Annotated in this window: 16 protein-coding genes; 7 read left to right on the forward strand and 9 right to left on the reverse strand. The window is 63.0% G+C overall.

Annotation, left to right across the window (positions count from 1 at the left end; translation table 11 throughout):
* Nucleotides 1–94: 94 nt before the first annotated feature.
* Both dsdA and VG99_RS13405 read left to right on the forward strand, forming a co-directional pair.
* The gene (dsdA, locus tag VG99_RS13400) at nt 95–1,453 is read left to right on the forward strand and encodes a D-serine ammonia-lyase (protein WP_044500728.1); all 1,359 of its coding nucleotides are present in this window, start codon (nt 95–97) and stop codon (nt 1,451–1,453) included.
* 140 nt (nt 1,454–1,593) lie between these two features.
* Nucleotides 1,594–2,913 (forward strand): DEAD/DEAH box helicase, encoded by a 1,320-nt coding sequence (locus VG99_RS13405; protein ID WP_044500730.1) that lies wholly within the window; start codon nt 1,594–1,596, stop codon nt 2,911–2,913.
* A gap of 47 nt (nt 2,914–2,960) precedes the next feature.
* Here the strand turns inward: VG99_RS13405 and VG99_RS13410 are convergent, their stop codons facing one another.
* The 8 genes from VG99_RS13410 to VG99_RS13445 form a co-directional block, all read right to left on the reverse strand.
* A complete protein-coding gene (locus VG99_RS13410) occupies nt 2,961–3,389 on the reverse strand; it encodes a universal stress protein (RefSeq protein ID WP_044500733.1) in 429 nt (142 codons plus the stop codon).
* Nucleotides 3,390–3,409: 20 nt separating this feature from the next.
* Nucleotides 3,410–5,998, reverse strand: coding sequence for a TRAP transporter permease (locus VG99_RS13415; protein ID WP_044500736.1), 2,589 nt, complete (start codon nt 5,996–5,998; stop codon nt 3,410–3,412).
* A gap of 65 nt (nt 5,999–6,063) precedes the next feature.
* Entirely contained in the window at nt 6,064–7,038 is a 975-nt protein-coding gene (locus VG99_RS13420; RefSeq protein ID WP_044500738.1) for a TAXI family TRAP transporter solute-binding subunit, read from the reverse strand.
* A 133-nt stretch (nt 7,039–7,171) separates the two neighbouring features.
* On the reverse strand, nt 7,172–7,777 hold the full coding sequence (gene rnt / locus VG99_RS13425) for a ribonuclease T (protein ID WP_420848302.1): 606 nt from the start codon (nt 7,775–7,777) through the stop codon (nt 7,172–7,174).
* A gap of 96 nt (nt 7,778–7,873) precedes the next feature.
* The gene (gene pyrC, locus VG99_RS13430; protein WP_044500743.1) at nt 7,874–8,908 is read right to left on the reverse strand and encodes a dihydroorotase; all 1,035 of its coding nucleotides are present in this window, start codon (nt 8,906–8,908) and stop codon (nt 7,874–7,876) included.
* Nucleotides 8,909–9,105: 197 nt separating this feature from the next.
* Nucleotides 9,106–10,767, reverse strand: a complete 1,662-nt coding sequence (gene actP / locus VG99_RS13435; RefSeq protein ID WP_044500745.1) for a cation/acetate symporter ActP — start codon at nt 10,765–10,767, stop codon at nt 9,106–9,108.
* Nucleotides 10,764–11,072, reverse strand: a complete 309-nt coding sequence (locus VG99_RS13440) for a DUF485 domain-containing protein (RefSeq protein WP_044500749.1) — start codon at nt 11,070–11,072, stop codon at nt 10,764–10,766. The genes actP and VG99_RS13440 overlap by 4 nt, the downstream gene beginning before the upstream one ends.
* Before the next feature lie 2 nt (nt 11,073–11,074).
* Nucleotides 11,075–11,392: a DUF485 domain-containing protein gene (locus VG99_RS13445; RefSeq protein WP_044500751.1), complete on the reverse strand. Its 318-nt coding sequence runs from the start codon at nt 11,390–11,392 to the stop codon at nt 11,075–11,077.
* 156 nt (nt 11,393–11,548) lie between these two features.
* Here VG99_RS13445 and VG99_RS13450 point away from each other — a divergent pair, with 156 nt between their 5' ends.
* The 3 genes from VG99_RS13450 to gloA all read left to right on the forward strand — a co-directional run bounded on the left by VG99_RS13450 (nt 11,549) and on the right by gloA (nt 14,191).
* Nucleotides 11,549–12,394, forward strand: coding sequence for a flagellar protein MotY (locus VG99_RS13450; RefSeq protein ID WP_044500755.1), 846 nt, complete (start codon nt 11,549–11,551; stop codon nt 12,392–12,394).
* 99 nt (nt 12,395–12,493) lie between these two features.
* On the forward strand, nt 12,494–13,711 hold the full coding sequence (locus VG99_RS13455) for an argininosuccinate synthase (protein WP_044500758.1): 1,218 nt from the start codon (nt 12,494–12,496) through the stop codon (nt 13,709–13,711).
* 87 nt (nt 13,712–13,798) lie between these two features.
* Nucleotides 13,799–14,191 carry a lactoylglutathione lyase gene (gene gloA, locus VG99_RS13460; RefSeq protein WP_044500760.1) on the forward strand — a complete coding sequence of 131 codons (393 nt, stop codon included), beginning with the start codon at nt 13,799–13,801 and terminating at the stop codon, nt 14,189–14,191.
* 206 nt (nt 14,192–14,397) lie between these two features.
* On the opposite strand, the gene VG99_RS13465 is transcribed toward gloA, so the two are convergent.
* Nucleotides 14,398–15,726 carry a deoxyguanosinetriphosphate triphosphohydrolase gene (locus tag VG99_RS13465; RefSeq protein WP_044500763.1) on the reverse strand — a complete coding sequence of 443 codons (1,329 nt, stop codon included), beginning with the start codon at nt 15,724–15,726 and terminating at the stop codon, nt 14,398–14,400.
* A gap of 125 nt (nt 15,727–15,851) precedes the next feature.
* Between VG99_RS13465 and VG99_RS13470 the strand changes: the two genes are divergently transcribed.
* Entirely contained in the window at nt 15,852–16,106 is a 255-nt protein-coding gene (locus VG99_RS13470; protein ID WP_044500766.1) for a glutaredoxin family protein, read from the forward strand.
* 1 nt (nt 16,107) lies between these two features.
* Nucleotides 16,108–16,557 carry a YcgN family cysteine cluster protein gene (locus tag VG99_RS13475; protein WP_044500768.1) on the forward strand — a complete coding sequence of 150 codons (450 nt, stop codon included), beginning with the start codon at nt 16,108–16,110 and terminating at the stop codon, nt 16,555–16,557.
* Nucleotides 16,558–16,584 lie beyond the last annotated feature (27 nt).

A 16,584-nucleotide genomic window follows, 5' to 3' on the forward strand; every position in this document is an offset into this window, starting at 1 on the left:
AGGGGCGCCTTTGGCGCCCCTTTTTTATTGGCCGGCGTTCTGGCTGATACACTTCATGCAGACGATACCGCCCATTCCCCATGAGGATTCGCCCATGACCGCAGTTACGATTGACCGCTGGCTACAAGGCCACCCGCTGATACAGGATCTGGTCGCCCTGAAGGAAACGGCCTGGTTCAACCCGGCGGTGCAGGAGGCCAAGGTCGCGTTGGGTGATGTGGGCCTGACCCTCGAGGATGTGCAGGACGCCAGCGCGCGGCTTGGCCGCTTTGCTTCCTATATTCGCCGGGTCTTTCCCCAGACCGAGGAGGCTGGCGGCATCATCGAGTCACCCATCCAGGCCGTGCCGAACATGCAGCAGGCGCTGAGTGAGCGCTACGGACTACCGCTGCCGGGTCAGCTGTGGCTGAAACTGGATAGCCAGCTGCCTATTTCCGGGTCGATCAAGGCCCGTGGCGGGATCTACGAAGTGCTCAAGCACGCCGAGGACCTGGCCATCGAGGCCGGGCTGCTGAGCCTGGCTGACGACTACGCCAAGCTCGACAGTGATGATTTCCGGGCGTTCTTCCGCCAACACCGCATCGCGGTGGGCTCGACCGGCAACCTGGGTCTGTCGATAGGCATCATGAGCGCGACCCTGGGCTTCGATGTGACCGTGCATATGTCAGCCGATGCGCGGGAATGGAAGAAGGAAAAGTTACGCAGCCACGGCGTGACGGTGGTGGAGTACGAAGCGGATTTCAGTGTGGCGGTGGCCGAAGGGCGCAAGCAGGCGGAGGCGGACCCTGGCTGTCATTTTATTGATGACGAGAACTCTACCAGCCTGTTCCTCGGCTACGCCGTCGCTGCCCTGCGCCTCAAGCCCCAGCTCGAGGAAGCCGGGGTGGTGGTGGATGCGGATCATCCGTTGTTCGTCTACCTGCCCTGCGGCGTCGGTGGTGGGCCTGGGGGCGTGGCCTTCGGCCTGAAGCTGGTGTTTGGCGATCATGTGCACTGCCTGTTTGCCGAGCCGACGCATTCACCCTGCATGTTGCTGGGCGTATATACCGGGCTGCATGATCAGGTCTGCGTGCAGGATTTTGGGATCGACAACGTCACGGCGGCTGATGGTCTGGCGGTCGGCCGGCCGTCCGGCTTTGTGGGCAAGGCCATGCAGCGGCTGATCGACGGGTATTACACGATTCGGGATGAAGAGCTGTATGCGCTGCTCGCGCTGCTTGAGCAGCAGGAAGGCATCCGCCTGGAGCCCTCGGCGCTGGCGGGTGTCGCTGGTGTGGGGCGTATTGTGGCAGAAGCCAACGCGAGCTACTTGCAGCGCCTGCAAATCACCCCCGAGCAACTGGACAACGCCACCCACCTGGCCTGGGCTACCGGCGGCAGCATGGTGCCCGAGGATGAAATGGAGGCTTATGTCGTCAAGGGGCGGGAGGTATTGCAGCGGTCACCAGAGTAAATCGCATAGCTATCCCCGTTTCTTGCTGTGGCCTGAAGCGGGGATAGCGGTGCATCTCCTTGCCTGGGTTTTCGGCAAGCGGTGATACACTAGCGCCATTGCCATCCCCATTGTTGTTCTTGTTTCCAGAAGGAAAGCCCGTGTTTACCGAACTATCCCTGCACGAACGCCTGCTCAAGGCTCTCTCGGCCCTGTCCTTCGAAAAGCCGACGCCGGTCCAGGCAGCGGCGATTCCCCATGCGATCGCCGGCGAAGACCTGTACATCATCGCGCAGACCGGCAGTGGCAAGACCGCTGCCTATGTCTTGCCGATCCTGCAGCGGCTGCTCGACGATGACAGCAAGCCGATGGCGCCGCGCGCGCTGATCATGTCGCCGACCCGGGAGCTGGCCCAGCAGATTCACAAGGATATCCAGAGTTTGGCGGCCTTTACCTTCCTCAAGTCCGAGCTGGTGATGGGCGGTGAGGACTTCAAGGTCCAGGCGGCCAAGCTACGCAAGAACCCCGACATCATTGTCGCTACACCGGGGCGTTGCCTGGAGCAGTTGGCCTCAGGCGGGCTGGATCTGTCGACCATCCAGACGCTGGTGATCGATGAAGCCGACCGCATGCTGGACATGGGTTTTGCCGAGGATGTGCTGAGCATTGCCCAGGCCTGCCCGGAGGAGCGCCAGACCATGCTGTTCTCCGCCACCACCGGTAACGCCGGGCTCCGCCGCATCATCGAGCAGGTGCTGACTGAACCGCGCTGGCTGGAGCTCGATAGCGTGCGTGACGATACTCCCGCCATTCGCCAGCAGGTGATCGCGGTGGATGACAACGCGCACCGCGAAGCGCTGGTCAAATGGCTGCTGCTCAACGAGTGCCCGGGCAAGGCGATCGTCTTTACCAACACCCGCGTCATGGCTGACCGCCTGAACGGCGTGCTGCGGGCGGTGGAAGGGCTCCGCGTCTATGTGCTGCACGGCGAGAAGGACCAGAAGGACCGCAAGCTGGCCATCGAGCGGTTCAAGCAGGGCGGCAGCGGCGTGCTGGTGGCCACCGACGTGGCTGCCCGTGGACTGGATATCAGCGAGCTGGACCTGGTGATCAACTTCGATATGCCGCGCAGCGGCGATGATTACCTGCACCGGGTAGGCCGCACCGGCCGGGCCGGCGCCGAGGGGGTTGCCATCTCCCTGGTCGCGCCCCACGAATGGAGTTTGATGTCGAGCATCGAGCGCTATTTGCGCCGTCAGTTCGAGCGCCGGGTGATCAAGGAGCTGGCCGGCAGCTTCAAGGGGCCGAAGAAGACGAAGGCCTCCGGCAAGCCGGTGGGCGCGAAGAAGAAAAAGGACGACAAGAAGAAGATCAAACGGCCCAAGACCCCCAAACCCGCCGCGCGCCGCAAGCCATCCGTGCCCAAGGGCGAGGTCATCACCAGCTCAGATGGGCTGACGCCGCCGAAGCGGCGCACCTGAGGATAGCGGGGCAGCTGGCCTGGCGGCCAGCATCGCCCCGACCTCAATCACCGCACTACCAGCACCGACACCTTGGACTGCTGCAGCACGCGCATGGCGTTGGTGCCGACCAGGTAGTCCTCGATACGCTTGCGCTTGTGGGTGGACATGACGATCAGATCGGCATTGATCTTCTTGGCTACCCGCAGGATCCCTTCATAGGCCTTGCCGTCCGCCACGATCAGCTGTGCCTTCATGTCGGCAGGCACCTGCTTGGCGGCAAAGTCCCGCAATGCCTGTTTCAGGCTCTTCTTTGCCGTAGCGGCAAACTCCTTGGGAAAGAAGCCGTCCACCATCGACATGCCGATACTGGGCAGGATGCTTACCAGGTGCAGCGAGGCGCCGTAGGTCTGGCACAGCTGGATCGCGGTGGGCAGCGACTTGGCCCAGGACGCTTTGTGATTGAGGTCGACCGGTACCAGTATTACCTTGTACATGCGTTAGCTCCTTCTAGCACTCAGGACGAAGCGGTGGCCACCGCAGGGCGACGACGCCACTGCAGTGCCACAACCAGGGCGAAGACCAGTAACGCTGGTATCCACATCCATTCCTTGCGGTAACGATCAACCGGCGCCATGACCTCGAGGATCTCCTGGTCGAAGTCGAAGCCCAGCTCCGAGGCCAGGCTGCCGTAGGTGACCATGTCCACCAGGGTGCGATCGCCTTCCTGCATCAGCGTCAGGCCGAGGTTCTCCAGCTTTTCTTCACCGTTCAGGCCGTTGGGGATCGGCACCAGCAGATAGAAGGTGGTGGGGTTGCCGATATCATCCACGCCGCTGATCTGCATGCGCAGGTTGCTGTCCTCATCCATCCGGTCCAGTGCCTGGGTAATTTCCGCCGGCGGGATGCTCTGGTAGGGATCGTGCACGATGTCCATCCAGAACCCGGGGCGGAACAGGGTGAAGGCCACCAGCAGCAACAGCAGGCTTTCATACCAGCGGCTACGAGTAATCATCCAACCCTGGGTGGCGGCAGCGAAGATCAGCATCGCCACAGTGGCGACCACGAATATGATCAGACCATAGACAAAGCTGACATCGATCAGCAACAGGTCGGTGTTGAAGATGAACAGGAAGGGCAGGGCGGCGGTGCGCAGGCTGTAGTAGAACGCCTGGAAGCCGGTACGGATCGGATCGCCGCCGGAAATCGCCGCGGCAGCAAAGGAGGCCAGGCCCACCGGCGGCGTCACATCCGCCATGATCCCGAAATAGAACACGAACAGGTGTACCGCGATCAAGGGCACGATCAGGCCGTTCTGCTGGCCCAGGGTCACGATCACCGGGGCAAGCAGAGCCGATACCACGATGTAGTTGGCCGTCGTCGGTAGCCCCATGCCCAGGATCAGGCTGAGTACGGCAGTGAGGGCCAGCATCAGCAGCAGGTTGCCCATGGATAGCACTTCGACCAGGTCCGCCAGGACCAGGCCGACACCGGTCTGCGATACGGCGCCGACGATGATCCCGGCGGTGGCCGTAGCGATGCCGATGCCGATCATGTTGCGCGCGCCGGCAACCAGTCCGTCCCAAAGATCATTGAAACCGCGGCGGATCTTGCCGGTAATGTCCTGCTCCTTGCGAAACAGCGCCATGAGCGGATGCTGGGTGATGATGATCACGATCATGAAGACCGTCGCCCAGAACGCCGACAGGCCGGGCGAGAGGCGTTCCACCATCAAGCACCAGACCAGCACGATAACCGGCAGGATGTAATGTAGGCCGGTCATCAGGGTGGGCCGGGTCTGCGGCATGCTCACGACCGGGGAGTTGGGGTCATCCAGCTCCAGATCGGGATAGCTTGAGCCGACCCGGATCAGGGCGATATAGGCAATGCCGAGGCCGGCGGCGATGACCCAGGCGGCGTAGTCACCCAGCAGCGGTTTAAGCCAGCCAAGCCCGTAGTAGACGGCCAGCGAGAGCCCCATGATCAGCAGCAGGCCGGTGAGAAAGCCCAGCAGCTTGCGCGCCAGCGGGCGGTGCGGGTTGCTGCTCTGCAGCCCCTGCATCCCGGCCTTCAGGGCGGCCAGGTGGACAATGTAGAACAGCGCGATATAGGAAATCATCGCCGGCAGGAAGGCATGCTTGATGACTTCGGTGTAGGAGATGCCGACGTACTCGACCATCAGGAACGCCGCGGCGCCCATCACTGGCGGCATGATCTGGCCATTGACCGAGGCGGACACTTCCACTGCACCGGCCTGCTCGGCGGTATAGCCAACGCGCTTCATCATCGGGATGGTGAAGGTACCGGTGGTCACGGTATTGGCGATGGAGGAGCCGGAAATCAGCCCGGTCATGCCGGAGGCTGCTACGGCCGCCTTGGCCGGGCCGCCCCGGTAATGACCCAGCAGGGAAAACGCGAGCTTGATGAAATAGTTGCCGGCGCCAGCCTTGTCGAGCAGCGAGCCGAACAAAACGAACAGGAACACGAAGCTGGTGGACACGCCCAGAGCGATGCCGAACACCCCCTGGGTGCTGAGCCATTGGTGGTTGGCCAGGGACGTCAGACTGACGCCGCGGTGGGCCAGCATGCCGGGCATATAGGGGCCGGCAATGGAATAGATGATGAAGACCAGCGCCACAATCATCAGGGGCGGCCCCAATGCGCGACGGGTCGCTTCCAGCAGCAACAGCAGGCCGACCAGGGCGACGGCAACGTCCATCGTCGTCGGGTTGCCGGGGCGCTCGGCCAGGGCTGCATAGAACAGGTAGATGTAGGCGGCACAGAAGGCGCCAGCCAGGGCCATGATCCAGTCCGCCAGCGGCACGTGTTCGCGGGGGGAGCGGCGAAATGCCGGGAAGGCCATGAAGCCGAGAAATACCGCCAGCGCCAGGTGAATGGAGCGGGCTTCGGTGCTGTTGAAGACGCCAAATCCGACTATGTAGGGCAGCGGAGAGGCGATCCAGAGTTGAAAGAGCGACCAGAAGGCGGCAACCGCGAGGAGCAGTTTGCCAGTCAGGCCGTGGGGTTTGCGCGCGCCGGTGTCGCTTGTGGCGACCAGGTCATCCAGTTCGGTAAGCAGATCTTCGCGCTTGGCAGAGTCGGTCATTGACTATTCCCTGTGTGGTACGGAGACGAGCCCGGGCCACCTGTGGGTGGCCCGCGCCCCAGAGATTACATCCAGCCGCGTTCCTTGTAGTAGCGTACGGCTCCGTCATGCAGGGGAATGGACAGCCCCTCCTTGATCATTTCCTGCTCGGTCAGGTTGGCGAAGGCCGGGTGCAGGCGCTTGAAGCGATCGAAGTTGTCGAACACCGCCTTCACGGTCTGGTACACGGTCTCTTCCGACACCTTGGTCGAGGTCACCATGGTGGCGCGCACACCGAAGGTTTCGACATCCTGGTCATTGCCGCGGTACATGCCGCCGGGGATGACGGCCTTGGCGTAGTAGGGCTGGGCGGCCATGATGCCGTCGATTTCCTCGCCGTTGACCTCAACGATGACCGAGTCCACCGTGGTGGTCGCTTCCTGGATGGAGCCGTTGGGGTGACCGGCGACGTAGACCATCGCGTCGATATTGTTGTCGCCCAGGGCGGCGGCCTGCTCGGCAGCGGAGAGCTGGGATGCCAGGGCAAAGTCCTTGATGGTCCAGCCGAGTGCGTCCATGACCACGTCCATGGTGTCGCGCTGGCCTGAGCCGGGGTTGCCGATATTGAAGCGCTTGCCCTTCAGATCCTTGACGTGCTTGATGTTCGCGTCACGGCGGGCAACGATGGTCAGCGGCTCGCCATGGAGGGCGAACACGGCGCGCATTTCCTTGAAGGCGCCGGCGTCGGCAAAGTTCTCCAGGCCTTCATAGGCCTTGTACTGGATGTCCGACTGCACCACGCCCATGTCCATCTCACCACCGCGGATGGCGTTGACGTTGGCGACCGAGCCGCCGCTGGAAGGGGCATTACAGCGGATGCCGTGGTCGTTGGTGTTGCGGTTGACCAGGCGGCACATGGACTGGCCGACCACGTAATAAACGCCCGTCTGGCCACCGGTACCTATGGTGATGAAGTTCTGCTGGGCCACCGCAGGGGTAGCGGCTACGGCTGCGAAGCCCAGCGCTGCGGAAAAGATATACGGGAGAGCTCTGAATTTCATGGGATTGATTCCTTCTTCTTGGTCCCGCCGGCACGCCTTATGGGCGCCGGCATCGCGTTGTCGGCAGAGTTGGTGTACCGCCGTCAAGTGTAGCCGACCGGAATGAAATTATCCGGCTGGCAACGGGGGTGGTTCAGACCGGGGGCCAGCCGCCCATATCGCGCCACCGATTGACGATGGTGCAGAAGAGTTCAGCGGTCTTTTCCGTGTCGTAACGGGCGGAATGCGCTTCACGCCCGTCGAACTCGATATCGGCCGCAGCACAGGCCTTGGCCAATACGGTCTGGCCATAGGCGAGGCCGCCCAGGGTGGCGGTATCGAAGCAGGAGAAGGGGTGGAAGGGGTTGCGCTTGATCTCGGTGCGCTCGACCGCGGCGTTGAGAAAGCCCAGGTCGAAGAAGGCATTGTGGCCCACCAGCACGGCGCGCTTGCAGCCGGCGGATTTCACCGCCTTGCGCACATGCTTGAAGATTTCGGTCAGCGCATGGGTTTCGCTCACGGCCATGCGCAGCGGATGATCCAGCTTGATGCCGGTAAACTCCAGCGCGGCCGGCTCGACATTGGCCCCTTCGAACGGCTCGACCCGGAAGAAGTGGGTCTGGTCCGGATAGACCTGGCCATCGTCATCCATCAGGATGGGCGTGGCGGCAATTTCCAGCAGCGCATCGGTCGCCGAGTTGAAACCGCCGGTCTCCACATCCACCACCACGGGCAGGAACCCGCGGAATCGGTAGGCCATTGGGGGCTTGTGGCCACCGGCCGGGCCGGGCCCGTCCAGCGCATCGTTTTCGTCGTAGTCAAACTCGCTCACACAGCGTCCTTAATGGTAGAGGGATCAGACGACCCGCCAATTGATGGTTTCGCCAGCGCGCAGGGGCACCAGTTCCTGCTCGCCCAGTTGCAGGGTGGCAGGTACGGTCCAGGGCTCGCGCACCAGGGTAATGTGGTCGGTATTGCGCGGCAGACCATAGAAGTCGGGACCGTGCAGGCTGGCAAAGCCCTCCAGTCGATCCAGCGCGCCAAGCGCCTCGAAGGCCTCCGCGTACAACTCGATAGCCGCATGGGCGCTGTAGCAACCGGCGCAGCCGCAGGCCGCCTCCTTGGCATGGCGGGCATGGGGCGCCGAGTCGGTGCCGAGGAAGAATTTGGTCGACCCGGACAGCACCGCATCGCCCAGCGCCTGCTGGTGGCGCTGGCGCTTGAGAATCGGCAGGCAGAAGAAGTGCGGCCGGATGCCACCCACCAGCATATGGTTGCGGTTGTACAGCAGGTGATGGGCGGTGATGGTCGCGCCGATGCGATCGGAGGCGCTGCGCACAAAGTCTACTGCGTCGGCCGTGGTGATGTGCTCGAACACCACCTTCAAGGTCGGGAAGCGCTCGGTCAGCGCCACCAATTGCTGGTCGATAAAGGCCTTCTCGCGGTCGAAGATGTCGACCTCGGCATGGGTGACTTCGCCATGCACCAGCAAGGGCATACCCACCTCGGCCATGGTTTCCAGCGCCGGATAGATCTTCTCCAGCGCGGTGACGCCGGAATCGGAGTTGGTGGTGGCGCCCGCCGGATACAGCTTGGCGGCGATCGCCTGGCGCTGTTGCCAGGCCTGGCGGATGATCTCGGGGGAGGTCTGGTCAGTGAGGTACAGCACCATCAGCGGATCGAACCCGTTGCCCTGCGGGCGGGCGGCCAGGATGCGCGCCTTGTATTCGTCCGCCTGCTGACCGTCGCGCACCGGCGGCACCAGGTTGGGCATGATGATGGCGCGGGCGAAATGGCGCCCCGCGTCGGCGACCGTGTGCGGCAGGGCTGCCCCGTCACGCAGGTGGATATGCCAGTCGTCGGGGCGGACCAGGGTAATACGATCGGTCATGGGTGAAATTCCAGGCTATTGCAATGGCGTCATGCTACCGGAAACGCCGTGGCTTTACACGCAGCTAACCGGCTGGCGATAGTCGAACGTGACCGATCGACGCGGGATTGGCGGTGTTGCAGGCCTGCCATCGCTGTATCAGCAAAAACCCCCCGGCAGCGCAGCGGCTGGCGGGGGATGGGTCAAGGCCAGGTGGATCAGTGCACAGCGGCGCCGCTGCGACCGATACCGGTCTGGCTGCGTACGGTCAGGGCATCAAAGGCATCACGCTCGCGGTCGGCTCGGGCGGTCCGGTCGGTGACCGAGAAGAACCAGATGGAGAGGAATGCCAGTGGGATGGAGACGATACCCGGGTTGGGGAAGGGGATAATCGGCTCGGCATTGCCGAACACGTCCACCCATACCGTCTTGCTCAGGACTACCCAGACGGTGGCCACCAGCAGGCCGATAAAGCCGCCGAACACCGCACCCCGGGTAGTACAGCCGCGCCAGGAGATCGACAGCACCAGCACCGGGAAGTTGGCACTGGCGGCGATAGCGAAGGCCAGGCCGACCATGAAGGCCACGTTCTGGTCTTCGAAGACGATACCCAGCAGGATCGCCAATACCCCCAGCACCAGGATCGAGATCTTGGAGATGCGCATCTCCTGCTTCTCGGTGGAGCGGCCCCGGGCAATCACGTTGGCGTAGAGGTCATGGGCAATCGAGGCCGCGCCGGCCAGGGCCAGCCCTGCCACCACCGCGACAATGGTGGCGAAGGTCACCGCCGCCAGGAAGCCCAGCAGCAAACTGCCGCCCACGGCGTTGGACAGATGCACCGCCGCCATATTGGTGCCGCCGATCAGGTCCGTGAGCATATTGAAGCTGCCGTCGGCACCGAGGTGGAAGAACTCCGGATGACGCACCAGCAGCGCAATGGCGCCGAAGCCGATGATGAAGGTCAGAACATAGAAGTAGCCGATAAAGCTGCTGGCCCAGATCACCGATTTACGCGCTTCCTGGGCGCTGGAGACGGTAAAGAAGCGCATCAGGATGTGCGGCAGGCCGGCGGTACCGAAGGCCAGGGCGAGCCCCAGGGACAGGGCGTTTAACGGATTGTTGGTCACCGCTTCACCGGGGGCCATCAGCTGCTCGGCATAGGGGTGGACGGTGACTGCTTCGGCGAGCATGGCATCGGGGCTGAAGTTGAAGGCGTAGAGCACCAGCCCCGACAACAGGGTGCCGCCGGACAGCATCAGCACGGCCTTGATGATCTGCACCCAGGTGGTGGCCGTCATGCCGCCGAAGAACACATAGATCATCATCAGCGCGCCGATGATCACCACGGCGAACTTGTACTCGATACCGAACAGCAGCACGATCAGCTTGCCGGCGCCGACCATCTGCGCGATCAGATAGAGCGCGATGATCAGCAGCGAGGCGCTGGCCGCGAGGATGCGTACCGGTGTCTGCTCCAGGCGAAACGCGGTGACGTCGGCAAAGTTGAAACGCCCCAGGTTACGCAGGCGCTCGGCCACCAGGAACATCACCACCGGCCAGCCGAACAGGAAACCGATGGCGTAGATCACACCATAGTAGCCAGACACATAGACCATGCCGGCGATGCCCAGGAACGAGGCCGCGGAGATATAGTCCCCGGCAATGGCCAGGCCGTTCTGGAACCCGGTAATGCCGCCGCCGGCGGTATAGAAGTCGGAGGTGGTCTGGGTCTTGCGCGCCGCCCACCAGGTAATCGCCATGGTGCCGGCAATGAACAGCAGGAACATGATGATGGCTTCGGTGTTCGCACCCTGGCCGGTTTCGGCCAGGGCCGCTGGGGCTGCCAGGGCCAGCAGGGCACCTACGAGATACTTGTTCATTCCACGTCCCTCATGATGGCTTCCAGCAGGGGGTCGAACACCTTGTTGGAGAAGTAGGTGTAGAGGGCAATCAGCAGCACCGCGCTGCACACCACGAGCAGGCCCACGAAGAGCCCGACGCTCATGGTCCAGTTTCCGCCCAGGGGCTGGGCGAATACCTCGGGCAGGTAGGCCATGGTCAGGATGAAGCTGGCGTAGATCAACAACGTTATCCCGAAGAAGCCCATGCTCACTCGGGTACGTCGCCGCACCAGTTCCTGGTACTTGGGGTGCTTGAGCACCTCGGCCACTATGTCTTTTTTCATTGTTATTCCCCCTGTTGCTGGTTTTTTGTTGGTTTTGTCATTGCCATGGACCCGCTAGTTGCTTGGGCAAACTCGTGACTGGCCTGCCGGAAGTGGAGGGTAGCCAGAGTAAAGGTCAGGGATAGCAGCAGCAGTCCACCGGCCCAGAGGACGAGGTCCGGGTCCGGGAGGGCAGTGCCAAGGCTGGCCGGGCGAAAGGCGACCAGCAGCAGAAAGATGAGGTACAGGGCGCCGAGGCCCAGGGTACAGATCCATACCAGGCGCCCATGCCGGGGCCCGCGGCGAGCCGGTAGGGCACGCACGTTATGCAGTTCGAGCATCTTGTTATTCCTGTTGTATACGCTCTGTTATGGGCACTCTAGAGCAGTGGCCAGGCGATCACAGGCGACCATGGTCGTATATCGGGCGGCTTGACTCTAAAGTTTCCCCTGTTCCCGCCGATCCGTTTGCTGTCACCCTCATCTGCGGAGTAACCCGTGCGCCTGTTCCTGATCCTGCTGCTGGCCCTGGCTGCGCCTGCCCAGGCCCTCACTTTCCAGACCCGGATGGAAAAGGTGCAGTGGACGGTGGCCGGCGACCAGTTTGAATGCCGGCTCAGCCAGCAGATCGACGGCTATGGCGAGGCCATGTTCGTGCGCCGGGCGGGGGAGCGGCCGGTTTTCGAGCTGTCGGCCTGGAGCAATCTGATGCGGCCGGGCCCGGCGCAGGTGTTCAATACCGCACCGCCCTGGCGCCCGGAGCTGCGGCCCCAGGTGGTGGGGGCGGGCACGGTCGCCAGTGGCGCGAAGGCGCTGCAGCTGCCCTATCAACAGGCGGGGCAGATGTTGGCCGGCCTCTCGGCAGGGCTGCAGCCCACCATCCAGCGCAGCAGCCTGAGCGATGCGGGCCCGGTCACCGTGGTGGTGTCCAGCGTCGGCTACCGTCAGGCCTGGGACGAGTTCCAGACCTGCGCCAATGGCTTGCTGCCGATGAATATCGACCAGATCAGCCGCAGCGCCATCGGCTTTCCCTCCGGCGGTGCCGAGCTGGATGCCCAGGCGCAGCGCATGCTGGACGTGGCGCTGGCCTATATCGAGGCGGACCCTGCGGTAGGTCGGATTCAACTGGACGGCCATTCGGACAATGTGGGCGACCGCCTGCGCAACCGCGAGCTGTCCCGCCAGCGGGTGTTGGCGGTGCAGGCGTACCTGACCGAGCGCGGGGTAGACCCGGAACTGATCAGCACCCGCTTCCACGGGGAGCGTTATCCGGTGGCGGCGAACAACAGCGCCGCCGGCCGGGCCAAGAATCGCCGGGTGACCCTGCGCCTTGAGCGCGAGTAACGAACTCCCCCCTGTAATTACTTCGGCCCGGGCGGTAGAATGACTGCCTTTGGCTGGTGCCCTTCGCTGCGCCGGTAACCTTCATCAATGGAGCGCGTAATGACTGATGTGAAAAAAGTCGTCCTGGCCTATTCCGGCGGTCTGGATACCTCGGTAATCCTCAAGTGGCTGGAAGATACCTACGGCTGCGAAGTGGTGACCTTCACCGCTGATCTGGGGCAGGGCGAGGAAGTCGAACCGGCGCGCGCCAAGGCCCAGGCGATGGGCGTGAAGGAAATCTACATCGACGACCTGCGCGAAGAGTTCGTGCGTGATTTCGTGTTCCCGATGTTCCGCGCCAACACCGTCTATGAAGGCGAATACCTGCTCGGTACCTCCATTGCCCGTCCGCTGATCGCCAAGCGCCTGATCGAGATCGCCAATGAAACCGGTGCCGACGCCATCTCCCATGGCGCGACCGGCAAGGGTAACGACCAGGTACGTTTCGAGCTGGGTGCCTATGCGCTCAAGCCGGGTGTGAAGGTGATTGCGCCCTGGCGCGAGTGGGACCTGCTGTCCCGCGAGAAGCTGATGGATTATGCCGAGAAGCACAATATTCCGATCGAGCGCCACGGCAAGAAGAAGTCGCCGTACTCCATGGACGCCAACCTGCTGCACATCTCCTATGAAGGCGGCGTGCTGGAAGACACCTGGGCCGAGCACGAAGAAGACATGTGGCGCTGGACCAAGTCGCCGGAAGCGGCGCCTGATGTGCCCACCTATATCGAGCTGAGCTACCGCAAGGGTGACATCGTTGCCATCGACGGCAAGGAGATGACTCCGGCCGAGGTGCTGGCGTACTTGAATAAGGTCGGCGGTGAGAACGGCATTGGCCGTACTGACATCGTCGAGAACCGCTTCGTGGGCATGAAGTCCCGCGGCTGCTACGAGACCCCCGGCGGCACCATCATGCTCAAGGGTCACCGCGCCATCGAGTCCATCACCCTGGACCGCGAAGTCGCGCACCTGAAAGACAGCCTGATGCCCAAGTACGCCGAGCTTATCTACAACGGCTTCTGGTGGAGCCCGGAGCGCGTCATGCTGCAGGAAATGATCGATGCCTCCCAGCTGAACGTGAACGGTGTGGTGCGCCTGAAGCTGTACAAGGGCAACGTCATCGTGGTCGGCCGCAAGTCCGACGATTCGCTGTTCGACGCCAATATTGCTACCTTCGAAGATGATGCTGGCGCCTACGATCAGGCCGATGCAGCGGGCTTTATCAAGCTCAATGCTCTGCGCCTGCGTATCGCGGCCAACAAAGGTCGTAAGCTGATCTGAAGCAGCTGTGAGCTTGAAGCTGGAAGCTGGAAGAGAAAAGCCCCGGTTCGTGCCGGGGCTGTTTTTTTAGATTGTGAGGAGCTGAATATGCGTCTTTTACATACCATGCTGCGTGTGGGTGATCTGGAAAAGTCCATCGCCTTCTACACCGACGTACTGGGCATGACCCTGCTGCGTCGCAAGGATTATCCCGATGGGCGTTTTACCCTGGCCTTTGTTGGCTACGGCAATGAAGCGGAGAACTCGGTGTTGGAGTTGACCCACAACTGGGACACCCCGAGCTACGACCTGGGCAATGGCTATGGCCACATCGCGATCGAAGTGAATGACGTGTACAAGGCCTGTGAGCAGATCAAGGCCAGTGGCGGCAAGGTAGTGCGCGAAGCAGGCCCCATGCTGCACGGGGCGAGCATCCTGGCCTTCGTGGAAGACCCGGATGGGTACAAGATCGAACTGCTCTCGCCCAGCCGCGGGGATTGATCTCTGGGATGGTCGAGCACCAGCTCGACTGCGGATCTGCCGGATACGCCTGTGTCAAGCTGGTGCTTGACACTCCCAGGGGGCTGGCTCCTGGGATTGTCGACCGCGACCCGGTCGAGCGCGACCCGGACGAGTTCCATCTCGACATGAGGTGCTGCCCTGAGACACGCAGGCCGGGATGGAACCCGGCCCTTCCAGGAGCCTGCTTAGCTTGGATTGATGCCCCTGATCCTAGCAGCCATGTCGGCGGCGTAGAGGTCGGTCATGCCGGCGATGAAGTCGATCACGCGCATGTAGCTGGCGTATAGCCCCCAGTCCTCCCGCGGGGCGTTGTTGCCCAGCAGGTCCAGGATCCGGCGGTGCTTGAAGCTCAGGTTCTGCCCGGACTGCTGTTCGTTCACCGCGCCGCAGAAGGCTTCCAGCAGGGTTTCCAGGGTGCTGTAGGCGCCGATCTCGTGCAGGGTCTTGCGCTTGTCCTGGAAGATCCGGTCGCGGGCGATGCTCTTGGCTTCCAGTACGCAGCGTTGGGCGGCGTGGGGCATATGGCTGACCAGATCGCCCGACAGCGTACCCGCCAGCAGCGCGGGTTGCTGTGCGATAAAAGTTTCGGCGGCGGCGTTGACCAGGTGCTCGATGGCCTTGCCGCGCAGAATAGCCAGTTTGCGCCGGGTTGAGTCCCGCGGGCCGAGCTGGCGATAGGTCTCCGGCAAGTCGTCCCCCACCAGATCCAGCAGCAGCCGCTCCACCTCGCTGTAGCTCAGCAGCTCCATCTCCATGCCATCTTCCAGATCGATCAGCGCATAGCAGATATCGTCCGCGGCCTCGACCAGGTAGACCAGCGGGCTACGGGCCCAGCATTGGTCACTTTGCAGCGGCATACCGAGCTTGTTGGTGATCTGCAGCAGCCGCGGGTATTCGGCCTGGTAGCAGCCGAACTTGTGTTTCTTGTAACCCTGGCTGGCAGCGTGCTGGGAGGTCCAGGGATATTTCAGGTAGGCACCCAGGGTGGCGTAGGTCAGCCGCATGCCGCCGTCGAACTGATGGTATTCCAGTTCGGTCAGCACCCGGAAGCCCTGGGCGTTGCCTTCGAAATTGAGAAAGTCCAGGCGCTGGGCATCGGTCAACGGGTCGAGCCAGCCATCCCGGGCGGCCTTGTGGAACCAGTGGCGGATGGCGTCTTCGCCGGAATGCCCGTAGGGCGGGTTGCCGATATCGTGGGCCAGGCAGGCGGCCTGGATGATTACCCCGAGGTCAGCCGGAGCGCACCAGTCGGGCAGTTCGCTGCGCAGCATCTCGCCGACGCGCATGCCCAGGGAGCGGCCGACGCAGCTTACCTCCAGGCTGTGGGTGAGACGGGTGTGGATGTGGTCGTTGCTGGATACCGGATGGACCTGGGTCTTCTTGCCCAGCCGGCGGAAGGCGCCGGAGAAGATGACCCGGTCATGGTCCTTGTGGAAAGGGGTACGGCCGAGTTCCTCGGCGCTGGCGACGGGTTTGCCCAGTCGCTCACGGCACAACAATGTTTGCCAATCCATAGAGCCTCCAATCAGAGCCGTCGAGTATGTGACAACGCCGTCGGGCTGCCAAGGGCGGCCGGCGATTCAGCCGGGGGCGGTTCCGGGGTAGAATGCGCGCTGTCCCGCCTGTTTTCGGAAAGACCATGACTGTCCTGACCCTGTTTGGAACCACTGCCTGCCACCTGTGCGAGGAATGCCTGCACCTGACCCGTCCGCTGGAGGGCAACGGCATTGTCGTGCGGCAGGTGGATATCACTGAATCGCCCGAGTTGCTGGCGCGCTATGAGCTGCGTATTCCGGTGCTGCGCCGCGAGGACACCGGGGCGGAACTGGACTGGCCGTTCAGTCTCGGGCAGCTGCTCGACTGGCTGGCGGACGCCCTGGGCGAGGAGGCCTGATATGGCACAGCGTGTGACAGCGTTCTGGAAGCGCAAGACCCTGGAACAGATGGACCAGCAGGAGTGGGAGTCGCTGTGCGACGGCTGCGGCCTGTGCTGCCTGCAGAAGCTGGAGGACGAGGATGACGCGGCGTCGATCTACTACACGCGGGTGGCCTGTAAGCTGCTGGACCTGAATACCTGCCGGTGCAGCGATTATTCCAACCGTCGCCAGCTTGTGCCTGACTGCGTGCAGCTGACCCCGGCCACCGCCGAGGCGTTCGCCTGGCTGCCGCCCACCTGCGCCTACCGACTGGTGGCGGAGGGCGAGGATCTGCCGCCGTGGCATCACCTGATCTCGGGCGACCCCAAGGGGGTGCACCATGCGCGCATTTCCCAGGCCGGGCGGATGCTCGCCGAGGGCAGCGTGCCCGAGGACGACTGGGAAGAGCACATTATCTTCCGGGTGTGAGCCCGCCGGTCAACCCGGCTGCCCAGC

Source organism: Pseudomonas saudimassiliensis (assembly GCF_000939975.1).
Taxonomy (GTDB): Bacteria; Pseudomonadota; Gammaproteobacteria; order Pseudomonadales; family Pseudomonadaceae; genus Halopseudomonas; species Halopseudomonas saudimassiliensis.